We start from the raw sequence: 12,349 nt of genomic DNA on the forward strand, positions 1-12,349 counted from the left end.
CCGACCGAGCATCGCGGCATCCGTCACCGACCCCTCACGAAGGAGAAACACATGACCCACGGAACCAGCACGCAGGTCCGTCTCGCACGCCGCCCCCAGGGCTGGCCGACGCCCGAGGACTTCTCGATCGAGCGCGTCGAGCTGAGCGATCCCGCGCCGGGCGAGGTGCGCGTGGTCAACGAGTTCGTCTCCGTCGACCCGTACATGCGCGGACGTATGAACGACGTCCGCAGCTACGTCCCCCCGTACGCCCTCGGCGACGTGATCGCCGGCGGCGCGATCGGCCGCGTCGTGGCGAGCGCGTCGGACGACCTGCCCGTGGGCACCGTCGTGCTGCATCAGCACGGGTGGTCGGATGTCGTGCAGGCCGACGCCTCGACGTTCCGCGCCGTCCCCGAGGTGCCGGGCCTGCCCCTGTCGGTGCGGCTGCACATCCTCGGGATGACGGGCCTGACCGCCTACGTCGGACTCACCGCGATCGCGCACATGAAGCCGGGTGACACCGTGTTCGTCTCGGGAGCGGCCGGAGCCGTCGGCACCGCCGTCGGCCAGATCGCGAAGCTCCTCGGCGCGGGCCGCGTCATCGGCTCGGCGGGCTCCGCCGAGAAGGTCGCGCTGCTCACCGAGAAGTACGGCTACGACGCAGCCTTCAACTACAAGGACGCCCCCGTCCGCGAGCAGCTCGCCGCGCATGCTCCCGACGGCGTCGACGTGTTCTTCGACAACGTGGGCGGTGACCACCTCGAGGCCGCGCTCGACGTCATGAACACCGGCGGACGCCTGGCGCTCTGCGGCGCGATCACGGGCTACAACACCACCGAGAAGACCCCTGGGCCCGACAACATGGCCAACATGATCACCCGCGGTCTCACCGCGACCGGCTTCACGCTGGCCGCCTACCTCCACCTGGCGCCGGAGTTCACCGAGAAGATGACCGCCTGGTTCGCCGAGGGCAAGATCGCCTACGACGAGACCATCGTCGACGGCATCGAGAACACCGTCGACGCCTTCCTGGCGATGATGCGCGGCGCCAACACCGGCAAGATGCTCGTGCGGACCTCCGCGCGGTAAGCCCTCGAGCCGACCGAAAAGGCGGTGACGCTTCGCGCGTCACCGCCTTTCGCGTCGGCTCGACGGACGAAGCCGTCACCCCCGCAGGTGCAAGCTGCCGTCTCGCCACTCGGCCGAGCGGAGGTCGTCGATCCGGGCGTCGACGACGGCGGTACCGAGATGGTCCCCCACGCCGACGACCCATCCCGCTCCGGCGGCGCGAGCCGAACGCACGCCGGCCTCGGCATCCTCGAACACGACGCATCGCGCAATGTCGACGCCGAGCAGCGCGGCGCCGGCGAGGTAGGGCTCAGGGTCGGGCTTACCGCGACCGACGTCCTCCGCCGCAACGAGCGCGGACGGGACGGGATGCCGTGCGGCCGCGAGTCGCCGGCGCGCCAGCTCGCGCGTGGCCGAGGTCACCACGGCCCACATCCCCGACGGGATGCGCGAGGTCAGGGCGACCGAGCCGGGGATCGGCTCCGTCAGCGCGGCGGATGCGACCTCCGCCTCATCGAGAGCGGCGACGGCCTCGTCGCGCAGCCCTGCCGCCACGAGCGTCGCGACGGTGTCGGTGGCGCGCACCCCGTGCTCGATCTGCGTGCGGAAGTCGAACCCCGGGGCGTACCGCGTCGCCCAGGCGTCCCAGGCGGTGGCGGCGGCCTCGAGCGAGTCGACGAGCACGCCGTCGCAGTCGAACAGCACGGCACTCGGAGTGATGGCGGTCACAGGAGGCTCCAGGGAGGAGGATGCCGCCGGGGCGGACCCCGGCGGCATCGATTCGGTTCAGCGGGACGTGGCTGCGGGGGCCGGAGTCGCGTCGGCCTCGGCTTCCGCCGCCTTCCGCCGGTCGCGACCGCGCAGGGCGAAGGTCGTGCCGTAGAGCGCGACGAGGGCGACAGCGAGCGCGACGATGACGGCGATCTGCCCGCCGGCACCGGAGACGCCACCGAGGATCAGGCCGAAGACGCCGTAGTCCGAGTCGGAGAAGGTCGAGTTCGAGAACCCGATGTCGCCGAGGACCGGCAGCAGGAACAGCGGCAGGAAGGTGATCGCCACGCCGTTGGCGAAGGCTCCGAGGACGGCGCCCCGGCGACCGCCGACGGCGTTGCCGATCACGCCCGAGGCGGCACCCGTCATGAAGTGCGCCACGACGCCGGGGATGATGATCGCTGTGCCGAGCGCTGCCATCCCGAGCATGCCGACGATGCCGCCGACGAAGCTCGCGAGGAACCCGATGAGCACCGCGTTAGGAGCGAAGGGGAAGACGATCGGCACGTCGAGCGCGGGCTTGGCGTTCTTCACGAGCTTCTCGGAGATGCCCTTGAAGGCGGGCACGATCTCGGCGAGCACGACGCGCACGCCGGCGAGGATGATGAAGACGCCGGCCGAGAACGTCGCGGCCTGCAGAGCGAGGAAGACGATGAAGTTCTGTCCGTTCGACAGCTCCCCCTCGATGTACGCGGCCCCCGCGAACAGCCCGACGATGATGTAGATCACGGCCATCGAGAGCGCGACGATCACGGTCGTGTCGCGGAGGAAGCCGAGCCCGCTGGGGAACGAGATCTCCTCGGTCGACTTCGAACGTCCCTTGCCTCGGGTGATCAGGGCGACGAGACCGCTGAGGGCGACGCCGGCGCCGCCGGTGTGCCCGAGGGCGACGTCATCGCTGCCGGTCACGCGGCGCATGAAGGGCTGGACGAGAGCAGGCGAGACCACCATGTAGATGCCCTGTGCGATCGACCCCCAGAGCACGACGGCCCACGGCTCGAAGCCGGCGACCCCGAGGATGACGGCGAACATCGCCGCGATGTAGAACGCGACGTGACCCGACAGGTAGATGTACTTGAAGCGTGTGGTCGCCGCCAGCACGATGTTGACGATCATGCCGAAGAAGAAGATGAGCGCGGCGGCGGAGCCGTAGTCGAGCAGCACCTGGGCGACGATGGCCTCGTTGTTGGGGACGACGCCCTGCACGTTGAACGCGTGCTGGAACATCGCACCGAACGGATCGAGCGAGCCGACCACGACGCCGGCGCCGGCGGCCAGCACGAGGAAGCCGACCAGGGTGCGGATCGTGCCCTTGAGGACGTCGCTGAACGACTTCCCCTGCACGGCGAGACCGATCAGGGCGATGAGCGCGACGATGACCGCCGGCTGGGTGAAGATGTCGAGCAGGACATCGATGACAGCATCCATCGCGGATGCTCCTTTCGTCGGTGAAAGCGTCGGGTGGAGGGCGGGAGGGTCGGGTCGGGTCAGGAGTGCCGCTTGACGGCCTCGTCGACCTTCGTCCGGAGCTCCGCGAGGTCGATGATGCTGTCGAGCGCGACGACGTCGTCGCCGAGGCCGCTCGCGGCCTCCGCGATGTCGCGGCCGACGAAGATGGTGTCGGCGTCGCCCCGGGCGACCGAGCCGAGGTCGGCGTGATCGACGGTGATGCCGGAGACTCCCAGCTCCTTCAGCACCTTCTCGATGTTCATGTGCACCATGAAGCTGCTGCCGAGGCCGGAGCTGCAGACGGCGAGAAACTTGGTCATCGGATGACTCCTGTCGTGAGGGCCGCGCGGACGTCGGCTGTGGTTCGGGCGGAAAGCAGAACTGCACGGGCGCGGTCGTCGCTGAGCAGTCGGGCGAGCTCCGACATCGTCGAGAGATGCGACTCGGTGTCGGTCGCCGCCAGGCAGAAGAAGAGGGTGATGGGGTGGGCCTCTTCGTCGTTCAGCAGAACGGCGGGGTCGACCCAGAGCGCGGAGAGCCCCGTGCGCACGACACCCTTCTCGGGGCGGGTGTGGGCCAGCGCGATGCCGAACCCGAGATCGATGTAGGTGCCGCCGCCGGCGATCGACTCGATCATCGCGTCGATGTACGAGCGCGTGATGGAGCCGTCATCGAGAAGCGGTCGGCTGACCGTCTCGATGGCCGTGCGCCATCCGTCGAGGTCGGTCGCGAACTGGATGCGGTCGTCGCTGAGCTGTTCGATGAGCATGGGGTCCTTCCGGTCAGACGCCGGGCCGAGGGCCGTGGAGCGTGAGGGAGATCTCGCTGTTCTCCGGAGCGTGGCGTGCCGTGCCGAAGGCGACCGGGGTGCCGTCGGCGTCGAACACGAGGGAATCGATGGTGAGCAGCCGCAGGCCGGCGCTCACCCCGAGGTTCAACGCCACGTCCGGCGCCGCCTCGTCGACGCGCACCGTCATGTCGTTGCGGACGAGACTGACGCCGTACTGCTCCTGCAGGAAGGCGTACAGCGACTGATCCGAGAAGTCACCGGTGTACACCCCGGGGTACCGGGCGTGCGGAACCCACGTGAACACGTGCTGGTGGAGCTGGCCGTTGACGTAGCGCAGACGGACGAGCTCGACCACGCCCTCCCCCTCCTCGAGTTCGAGGAGGCGGGCCACCTGGGCGCCGGCGGGCACGAGCTCCTGACGGAGCACGCGGGTCGTGACGACGTTGCCCGCGCTCGTCTGCTGACGGTGGAACCCGGTGACGACGTCGGCGAAGTGCTCCGGGTAGTGATCGCCCGCAACCGGCTCGGTGACGAACGTGCCGCGGCCGTGCTCACGAGCAAGCCATCCGTCCTGCACGAGCCCGTCGACGGCCTTGCGCAGGGTGATGCGGCTCACCGCGAACTCCTCGCACAGCTCGGGCTCGGACGGCAGCCGGTCGCCGACGGCCATCTCGCGGATGCGTCGCAGGAGTTCGTCGTGGACGGCCCGGTACTTCGCGGTTCCGGTTGCTGTCACCATCGGTCGCCTCCTTGCTGACTCGCGTCATTATGACGTCATGACTAATCCGAGGTCGATCATGCCTGAAACCGAGCTTTCGTGCAAGATTGCACCTCGGAGTCATTATGACATCATGATGACTATGGAGAATTTGATCTCGACGCCCGCCGCACCGGCCACCATCCCGGATACCACCGAAGTCACCGAGCACGACGTCGTCGTCGCCGCCCGCCTGCTCGCTGCGGACGCCGTGGAGGCCGCTCGCTCCGGACACCCGGGCACCGCGATCGCCCTCGCGCCGATCGCGACCGCGCTCTTCCAACGGCACATCGAGCACGACCCCGCCGACCCGGAGTGGCAGGGTCGTGACCGCTTCGTGCTGTCGTGCGGGCACGCGAGCATCCTGCTGTACACGCAGCTCTTCCTCACCGGGTACGACGTCACGATCGATGACCTCCGCGCCTTCCGCACGCTCGGCTCGCGCACTCCCGGCCACCCCGAACTCGGCCACACCGCCGGGGTCGAGACGACGACCGGGCCGCTCGGGCAGGGCCTGGCCACCGCCGTCGGCATGGCCATGGGCCTGGTGCACGAGCGGGCGACCTTCGACCCCGACGCCCCGCGGGGCGCATCGCCCTTCGACCGGCACGTGTGGGTCCTCGCCTCCGATGGCGACCTGCAGGAGGGCATCTCGTACGAAGCCGGGGCCCTCGCGGGCCGCCATGGACTCGACAACCTCACCGTCGTGTACGACGACAACGACATCCAGATCGAGGGCGACACGCGTCTGACCTCGTCGGAGGACGTGGGCGCCCGCTTCCGCGCCCAGGGGTGGCACGTCGAGCGGATCGAGCTGGCCGCAAGCGGCGACGTCGACGTCGACGAGCTCGACCGCGTCCTGGGCGCGCCGAACCCCGTCGGCAAGCCGCGCCTGGTCATCCTGAAGTCGCAGATCGCGTATCCCTCACCCGGAGCCCTCAACACCGCGGCATCCCACGGCGCCCCGCTGGGGGCCGCCGAGATCGGACTGCTGCGCGAGGCGCTCGGCACGCAAGCTGCGCCCTTCGACGTGAGCGAGGCGGTCCTGCGCCGTTCGCGCGTCGCGCGAGCGCGCGGTGCGCGTCTGCACGAGGCATGGGACGAGGCCTACTCGCAGTGGCAGGCATCGGATCCCGCTCGGGCAGACGCGCACGCCGCTTTCCGGGCGCGCCGTCTGCCCGACGACCTCGGCGCGCGGCTCCCCCGCTTCGACCCCGGTACGGAGGTGTCGACGCGCGACGCTTCGGGCGCCGCCATCCAGACACTCGCGCAGGCGCTGCCCGCGATGTGGGGCGGATCCGCCGATCTCGCCGAGCCCAACCGCACCGAGATCCACGCGGGCGGATCGTTCCTGCCCGAGGAGACGGGCCTGGGAACGCGAGCGGGCCGCAACATCCACTGGGGCGTCCGCGAGCACGCGATGGGCGCCGCGATGAACGGCATCGCCCTCGCCGGCGGTTGGCGCGTCTTCGCCGGCACGTTCCTGGTGTTCAGCGACTATCAGCGCCCCGCGATCCGCCTGTCGGCGCTCATGGGACTTCCGGTGACCTACCTGTGGTCGCACGATTCGGTCGCGCTGGGTCAGGACGGTCCCACCCATCAGCCGATCGAGCACCTGGCGAGCCTGCGCGCGATGCCCGGCTTCACCGTGGTCCGCCCAGCCGACGCGAACGAGACCGTGGCGGCATGGCATGCGATCGTCGAGGCGGACTCCCCCGCCGGGCTCGTGCTGGGCCGGCAGGGCGTGCCGGTGCTCGACATCCCCATCGATGACGTACGCGCCGGGGTCCGCCGCGGCGGCTACGTCGTGCGCGACGTCGCCGCTCCGGACGCCGTCATCATCGCGACCGGGAGCGAGGTCGGCCTCGCACTGTCGGCCGCCGAGGCGGCCGCCGCATCCGGCCTCCAGGTCCGGGTCGTGTCGATGCCGAGCCGTGAGTGGTTCCTGGCCCAGGACGCCGCGTACCGCGACGCGGTCCTGCCGCCGTCGCTCCACGCGCGAGTCGCGGTCGAGGCGGCGTCGCCGTTCGGCTGGCACGAGATCGTGGGCTCATCGGGCGCCGTGGTCGGCATCGACGAGTTCGGGCTCTCCGCTCCGGCGGCAGATGCTCTGCGCGAGCGCGGCATGACGCAGGAGCGGGTTCTCGACGCCCTCCGCTCCATCACCGCCCGGAGCTGATCGACCTCATCCCTCGACCCGACCGAGAAGGCGGTGACGCTTCGTGCGTCACCGCCTTTCGCGTCGGCTCGGCGACCGTCAGCGCCCCGGCGTCGCGACGGGGGCCGGGCGGCGCACGAAGAACGTCAGCACCACCGCCGCCGAGGCGATGCATGCGCCGGTGACGAAGGCCGTGTGCACGCCCGAGGCGGTCGCCGCGACGGCATCCGCCCCGCCTGCCGCAGCCGCGGCTGCGCCGACCGACATCAGCGTCACGAACAGCGCGGTTCCCGCGGCACCGGCGACCTGCTGCAGCGTGCTGACCGTCGCACTGCCGTGCGAGTAGAGACGCGTCGGCAGCGATCCCAGCGCCGAGGTGAGCAGCGGCGTGAAGACGCAGCCCAGGCCGAGGTTGAGGCCCATGTGCACCGCGATGATCCAGGCGATCGGGGTACCGACGCCGAAGGTCGTCATGCCCCACAGCGCCGAGGCGGCGACGATCATGCCCGGGATCACGAGCGGCGTCGGGCCGAACCGGTCGAACAGCGCACCGACGACGGGAGCGATGAGCCCCATGAGCACACCGCCGGGCAGCAGCATCAGGCCGACCGTCAGGGTATCGAGCCCCAGAACCTGCTGCAGGTAGATCGGCAACAGGATGAGCGACCCGAACAGAGCCGACATCACGACCACGACCAGCACGACGGCGAGGCTGAACGACCGCGACTGGAACGTCCGCAGGTCGAGCAGGGCCGCGTCGGTGCGCTGCAGCTTCAGCTGACGCGTGACGAAGGCGGCGAGCGAGAGGGCGCCGATGACGAGCGGGATCCAGACGGGCACCGGTGCGTGGCCGGTCGCCGACTCCCCGATCGAGCTCAACCCGAAGATCAGCCCGCCGAAGCCGAGAGCGGAGAGCACGACGGATCCGACGTCGAAGCGCGCCTCGCGCGTCTCAGTGACGTTCTGTACCCAGATCGCACCGAGGCCGAGCGCGAGCAGCGCGATCGGCAGCACGAGCCAGAACATCCAGCGCCAGTCGAGCACAGACAGGATCAGACCCGACACGGTCGGGCCGATCGCCGGGGCGACGGCGATCACGATGCTGATGACGCCCATCATCCGTCCGCGACGGGCGGGCTCGACGACGTTCAGCACGGTCGTCATCAACAGCGGCATCATGATGGCCGTGCCGGACGCCTGCACGACGCGTCCGGCGAGCAGCATGCCGAAGCCGGGCGCGAGCGCGGCGATCAGCGTCCCGGCGGCGAACAGCGACATCGCCGTGAAGAAGACGCCGCGGATCGGGAATCGCGCCAGCACATAGCCGGTCAGCGGGATGACGACGGCCATCGTCAGGAGGAAGCCGGTGGTGAGCCACTGCGCAGTCGCCGCGGTGATCTCGAGGTCGACCATGAGCCGCGGCAGGGCGACGCTCATGATCGTCTCGTTGAGGATGACCACGAACGCCGATGCGACGAGCAGGGCGATGACGGGGCCGGTGCGCCCGGATGTCGTGCGGGGAGGGGCCGATGTCGGGATGGCGGAGGTTTCGGGATGCTGCTGCTCGAGTGTCACTCACTGATCTTATGGCAGTCTCTGCCACATTGGCGCTGTGCGACACTTATCTCATGGAGCGCGAACGCGATCAGGCCGCCGCGGTCGCTGACGAGCATCCCGCGGGCCTCCGGGAGCGACGACGTCAGGAGACCCAGCGCGAGCTGTCGGACGCAGCCCTCGATCTCTTCGAGCAGCACGGAGTGCACGGCACGACGGTGGACGACATCGCGCGCCGCGCCGGCACGTCGCAGCGCACCTTCTTCCGCTACTTCGCGACGAAAGAGGCTGCCGTGTTCGCGAGCGCCGACGACTCGGCGCGCGTCGTCGGCGACGCGATCGATGCCGTACGTGCGGGAGCCTCCGTGGTCGAAGGCATCGAGCGCAGCTGGCTGAAGCTCCTCGACCGCTTCGACGCGCATCCCGACGAGCACATCCGCGCTCTGCGCATCCGCCGCCTCGTCGGTTCGGAGCCGTCGCTCCTGGCCGTCGCGTTGCGCAATGAGGCTGAAGAGGTCGAGCAGCTCACCGACGCCGCCGTCGATGCGGCGGGGGCCGACGCCGATGTGCTCGCCGCTCGCGCGGCCGTCTCGACCATGGCGCTCGTCCTCCGGCTCACGATCGACGAGTGGGTACGTCGCGCCGAGCTGAACGAGCGCGCGAGCGTCCGCCAGATCTACCTCGAGATGCGCCGCGGCGTCGCGACGGTGGCCCGCGACCTCGAGGCTCATCCCCCGCATCTCGGCTGACCGACCCCGGCCTCTTGACCGAGGTCCCACTTCGGCCGGCAATACCGTCGGGAAACCCGGCTCACGGGGAACCTCGCGGTGGACCGATCCCCGCCTGCTAGCCTGGATCGGTGGGTTACTTAATTGCAGCGCCCGTGATGGCGCGCACCTTCACGTTCCGCGACCGCCGCGCCTGACGGCGCGTACGGCATCGCTGGTCTGACCGCGCCGTCCTTCGAGATGTCTTCTGCACCTCGGACGGGCCTCTTGCTTGCCTCCCCGCACCCGGGGTGCTCCCCTCGAACATCGGAGCACACCCATGCCTCGTTCCCGCCATGGCGGACGCCACGAACTCGGCCAGAACTTCCTGACCCATCGCCCCACCCTCGACACCATCTCCTCACTCGTCACCGCCACCGACGGCCCGATCCTGGAGCTCGGCGCCGGTGACGGTGCACTCACCCGCGTTCTCGCTTCGTCCGGCCGCGCACTGACGGCCATCGAGATCGACGAGCATCGCGCGCGCCGACTGTCGCGCGCCCTTCCGGAGGTCACCGTCATCGCCGACGATGCGTTACGGCGACGGCTGGATGCTCCGGTCGTCGTCGGCAATATCCCGTTCCACCTGACGACACCGATCCTGCGCCACCTTCTCACCGATCCCGGCTGGCAGCATGCGGTGCTCGTGACGCAATGGGAGGTTGCGCGGAAGAGAGCGGGGGTGGGCGGCCGAACCATGATGACGGCGCAGACCGCTCCCTGGTTCGACTTCGCCCTCCACGGGCGCGTGCCGAACTGGGGCTTCGAACCCCGCCCGTCGGTGGATGGCGGCATCCTCGCCATCACGAGACGAGCATCGCCGCTGCTTCCCGAAGCCGAACGTCGCAGCTACGAGTCGTTCGTACGCACGATGTTCACGGGGCGCGGGCACGGCCTTGCGGGCATCCTCCGGGTGTCGGTCGGCGCGAGCGCCGCGACCGCCCGCGGAGCCTGCCGCCGTGCCGAGGTCGCCCCCGACGCCCTGCCGCGCGACCTCACGCCACGGCAGTGGACCGAGCTGTGGCGCGCGCTGCGGGAGTGCCGGCGAACCCGTCAGGAGCGCACGCGCTGAGGCGATCCCGCGCCGCGGGTGCGTCGCCGCGGCGCGCGTGCACCGCGGCGCAGGGTCGCCGGCCGAGCTGCTTCGGCGACGGCCGCAGCAGCCGCATCGGGCGAGGCGTGGGTGCCGAGGTCGGCGCCGTGGCCGCTCTCGGCGTCGAAGGTCGCCGGCATCGAACCGGTGGTCACGAATCCGGCGTACTGGCCGTCGAGAGTCGCGACGAAGAAGTCGGCATCCGCCTGTCGCCAGACGAGCGAAGGCGCGGAAGAAGAAAGAGTTGAAAGCACGATGTCCTGAGAACGAGCGCGCACAGCACGGTGCGCGGAGAAAAGATGAGGGCTGGATGAACCAGTGATCGCGTCGGACGATCTGCTCGACGGTGAGCCAGGCGAACGACACTCGAGCCCCGAAGGGACGTTTCAACGCTAGCACGCTCCCGCCGGGCGGGGGCCGGACGCGGTCAGCCTCGCCAGCGGCCGATCACGTCGCGGAGTCGGACGATCGCGGCGGTGACAAAGTCGGGGTGTGCGCGGTACCAGTCCGCGTGGGCCTCGGCGACCAGTTTCGGATCGACCTCGACACCGTCGACGATCCACGAACCCTGCGGCGGATCGGAGAGCTCCCAGGCGTCGGCCACCCACTCCTCGAGCGGGGCCCGAACCGCGTTCAGCAACGGCCGCCCCGGATCGGTGGGAACACCCGGCAGGCCGAGGGCCGCCAGCACACGCTCGGCGAGAGGCAGCCACACGACGTTGCCCGGGTGATTGACGGTGCGCATCAGTTCGGCCGACGCGGGCCGCAGCAGATCCGACACGGCGACGTCGATCGACTCCTCGCGACGACGCAGCTCGGCCAGCGAATCGCTCGCTACCTGCCGCACCGCCCGGCGGTCCAGCCGCGGAATTGTCGGAAGCCCGGCCGCCGCGGCGAGAGTGCGGATGTCGTGGTAGGCCACGATCGGCGGCACCTCTTCGATCCCGTCGACGTGCAGCGCCGCCTGGAACGGATGCAGCCCCGCGTAGCGGACGACCGGGAAGGTCACCAGAGGCGCGGACGGAGCGAGGGATGCCGCCAGCTGACGCGTGCCCAGGCGCAGGCCGTGGTAGTCGTCGCGCACGGGCTGAGCGACGAGGAAGGAGGCCCGGGGCAGCAGTTCATGCAGGCGCTCGACGTCGGCGGCATCCATCTCGTGGACCGGAGGCACCCGGACCGTCGGGCGGTCGGGGGCGTCGAGGACGATGCGCATCGACTCGGCCTGGCAGTTGCCGACGACGAGCCCGAAGCCCTCGGGCGGTTCGACTTGCCGGAAGGGGGCGGGGGCATGAGGCATCCCTCCACTGTGACCCGCGGCCTCGACCGACGCCGGTGTTTGCCGTCAGGCCCCCGGATGCGCTATCGCCGATCTGGCCCGATGACGACGCACCCCGTCGCGATTCGCGCAGCGCACCGAGCAGTAGCGCTGCCGCCCGTTACGGGTCACGTCGACCACGACGTTGCGGCAGGGGTCGCTCGGAAAGCGTCCGGCGGCGCACCGCGACAGACGGCCCATCCCCCGCGTCGTCACATGGAGCGCGGTGCCGACGGCGATGACCGCGCGGAGCACCTGCGGCAGGCGCTGATCGTCGTCGCGGTAGTGCAGGTGCCATTCGCCGTCGTGGTCGGTCAGCCGGGGATACGCCGTCGCCGCCGCCATCAGCCCGTTCAGCAGCCTCGCGCGTTCCGCCGCCGTCTCGGCATCGACCACTTCGAGCCACGAATCGATCACCGCCCGGGTCGCCTCGAGGTCGGACGGCGCCCCGGGCGCGTACACAGCGGTCATGCCGTATTCGTACGTGCGCGCCACGACGCCCTCGCGGTCGCTCGGCCAGTCGTTCGCGAGCGATGCGGCAAGAAGAACCGCGTACTCACCGTAAGGGTTGAGCTGCATAACGGCATTACATCACGATCGAATCATGTCGCCGTCCTCCCCTGCATCCCCCACCGCTCCGCTGCC

13 protein-coding genes are annotated in these 12,349 nt (G+C 70.2%); 4 read left to right on the forward strand and 9 right to left on the reverse strand.

Annotation, left to right across the window (positions count from 1 at the left end):
• Positions 1 to 51 precede the first annotated feature (51 nt).
• Entirely contained in the window at positions 52 to 1,071 is a 1,020-nt protein-coding gene (locus C1N74_RS10840; protein ID WP_023954962.1) for an NADP-dependent oxidoreductase, read from the forward strand.
• A gap of 75 nt (positions 1,072 to 1,146) precedes the next feature.
• On the opposite strand, the gene C1N74_RS10845 is transcribed toward C1N74_RS10840, so the two are convergent.
• The 5 genes from C1N74_RS10845 to C1N74_RS10865 are packed head-to-tail and all read right to left on the reverse strand — an operon-like array spanning position 1,147 to position 4,799.
• Positions 1,147 to 1,779 carry an HAD-IA family hydrolase gene (locus C1N74_RS10845; protein ID WP_181405517.1) on the reverse strand — a complete coding sequence of 211 codons (633 nt, stop codon included), beginning with the start codon at positions 1,777 to 1,779 and terminating at the stop codon, positions 1,147 to 1,149.
• A gap of 57 nt (positions 1,780 to 1,836) precedes the next feature.
• A complete protein-coding gene (locus C1N74_RS10850) occupies positions 1,837 to 3,249 on the reverse strand; it encodes a PTS ascorbate transporter subunit IIC (RefSeq protein WP_023954967.1) in 1,413 nt (470 codons plus the stop codon).
• Between the two features lie 59 nt (positions 3,250 to 3,308).
• Complete coding sequence (locus C1N74_RS10855; RefSeq protein ID WP_023954969.1) at positions 3,309 to 3,590, reverse strand: PTS sugar transporter subunit IIB; 282 nt, start codon at positions 3,588 to 3,590, stop codon at positions 3,309 to 3,311.
• Positions 3,587 to 4,039 carry a PTS sugar transporter subunit IIA gene (locus C1N74_RS10860; protein ID WP_023954971.1) on the reverse strand — a complete coding sequence of 151 codons (453 nt, stop codon included), beginning with the start codon at positions 4,037 to 4,039 and terminating at the stop codon, positions 3,587 to 3,589. Before C1N74_RS10860 ends, C1N74_RS10855 begins: the two co-directional genes overlap by 4 nt.
• 13 nt (positions 4,040 to 4,052) lie before the next feature.
• Complete coding sequence (locus C1N74_RS10865) at positions 4,053 to 4,799, reverse strand: GntR family transcriptional regulator (protein WP_071917852.1); 747 nt, start codon at positions 4,797 to 4,799, stop codon at positions 4,053 to 4,055.
• 121 nt (positions 4,800 to 4,920) lie between these two features.
• Between C1N74_RS10865 and tkt the strand changes: the two genes are divergently transcribed.
• Complete coding sequence (gene tkt / locus C1N74_RS10870; RefSeq protein ID WP_137750526.1) at positions 4,921 to 6,996, forward strand: transketolase; 2,076 nt, start codon at positions 4,921 to 4,923, stop codon at positions 6,994 to 6,996.
• A gap of 78 nt (positions 6,997 to 7,074) precedes the next feature.
• Here the strand turns inward: tkt and C1N74_RS10875 are convergent, their stop codons facing one another.
• The gene (locus tag C1N74_RS10875) at positions 7,075 to 8,550 is read right to left on the reverse strand and encodes a DHA2 family efflux MFS transporter permease subunit (RefSeq protein ID WP_103842340.1); all 1,476 of its coding nucleotides are present in this window, start codon (positions 8,548 to 8,550) and stop codon (positions 7,075 to 7,077) included.
• 53 nt (positions 8,551 to 8,603) lie between these two features.
• Here C1N74_RS10875 and C1N74_RS10880 point away from each other — a divergent pair, with 53 nt between their 5' ends.
• Together C1N74_RS10880 and erm are read left to right on the forward strand one after the other, a co-directional pair.
• The gene (locus C1N74_RS10880; RefSeq protein ID WP_036305885.1) at positions 8,604 to 9,278 is read left to right on the forward strand and encodes a TetR family transcriptional regulator; all 675 of its coding nucleotides are present in this window, start codon (positions 8,604 to 8,606) and stop codon (positions 9,276 to 9,278) included.
• Positions 9,279 to 9,576: 298 nt separating this feature from the next.
• Positions 9,577 to 10,368, forward strand: a complete 792-nt coding sequence (gene erm / locus C1N74_RS10885; RefSeq protein ID WP_088380166.1) for a 23S ribosomal RNA methyltransferase Erm — start codon at positions 9,577 to 9,579, stop codon at positions 10,366 to 10,368.
• On the opposite strand, the gene C1N74_RS10890 is transcribed toward erm, so the two are convergent.
• The 3 genes from C1N74_RS10890 to C1N74_RS10900 all read right to left on the reverse strand — a co-directional run bounded on the left by C1N74_RS10890 (position 10,350) and on the right by C1N74_RS10900 (position 12,283).
• Complete coding sequence (locus C1N74_RS10890) at positions 10,350 to 10,643, reverse strand: hypothetical protein (RefSeq protein WP_023954983.1); 294 nt, start codon at positions 10,641 to 10,643, stop codon at positions 10,350 to 10,352. The genes erm and C1N74_RS10890 overlap by 19 nt on opposite strands.
• 173 nt (positions 10,644 to 10,816) lie before the next feature.
• On the reverse strand, positions 10,817 to 11,686 hold the full coding sequence (locus C1N74_RS10895; protein WP_071917850.1) for a WcbI family polysaccharide biosynthesis putative acetyltransferase: 870 nt from the start codon (positions 11,684 to 11,686) through the stop codon (positions 10,817 to 10,819).
• A 45-nt stretch (positions 11,687 to 11,731) separates the two neighbouring features.
• Complete coding sequence (locus tag C1N74_RS10900; protein ID WP_137750527.1) at positions 11,732 to 12,283, reverse strand: CGNR zinc finger domain-containing protein; 552 nt, start codon at positions 12,281 to 12,283, stop codon at positions 11,732 to 11,734.
• Between the last annotated feature and the right edge of the window lie 66 nt (positions 12,284 to 12,349).

It is taken from the genome of Microbacterium sp. SGAir0570 (assembly GCF_005491085.2).
GTDB classification, from domain to species: Bacteria; Actinomycetota; Actinomycetes; order Actinomycetales; family Microbacteriaceae; genus Microbacterium; species Microbacterium arborescens.

Bases quoted from the DNA above. Each gene is read 5' to 3' on its own strand.
- C1N74_RS10900 (WP_137750527.1), bottom strand. From the start codon at position 12,283: ATGCAGCTCAACCCTTACGGTGAGTACGCGGTTCTTCTTGCCGCATCG.
- C1N74_RS10850 (WP_023954967.1), bottom strand. From the start codon at position 3,249: ATGGATGCTGTCATCGATGTCCTGCTCGACATCTTCACCCAGCCGGCG.
- C1N74_RS10880 (WP_036305885.1), top strand. From the start codon at position 8,604: ATGGAGCGCGAACGCGATCAGGCCGCCGCGGTCGCTGACGAGCATCCC.
- C1N74_RS10840 (WP_023954962.1), top strand. From the start codon at position 52: ATGACCCACGGAACCAGCACGCAGGTCCGTCTCGCACGCCGCCCCCAG.
- C1N74_RS10895 (WP_071917850.1), bottom strand. From the start codon at position 11,686: ATGCCTCATGCCCCCGCCCCCTTCCGGCAAGTCGAACCGCCCGAGGGC.
- C1N74_RS10865 (WP_071917852.1), bottom strand. From the start codon at position 4,799: ATGGTGACAGCAACCGGAACCGCGAAGTACCGGGCCGTCCACGACGAA.
- tkt (WP_137750526.1), top strand. From the start codon at position 4,921: ATGGAGAATTTGATCTCGACGCCCGCCGCACCGGCCACCATCCCGGAT.
- erm (WP_088380166.1), top strand. From the start codon at position 9,577: ATGCCTCGTTCCCGCCATGGCGGACGCCACGAACTCGGCCAGAACTTC.
- C1N74_RS10855 (WP_023954969.1), bottom strand. From the start codon at position 3,590: ATGACCAAGTTTCTCGCCGTCTGCAGCTCCGGCCTCGGCAGCAGCTTC.
- C1N74_RS10860 (WP_023954971.1), bottom strand. From the start codon at position 4,039: ATGCTCATCGAACAGCTCAGCGACGACCGCATCCAGTTCGCGACCGAC.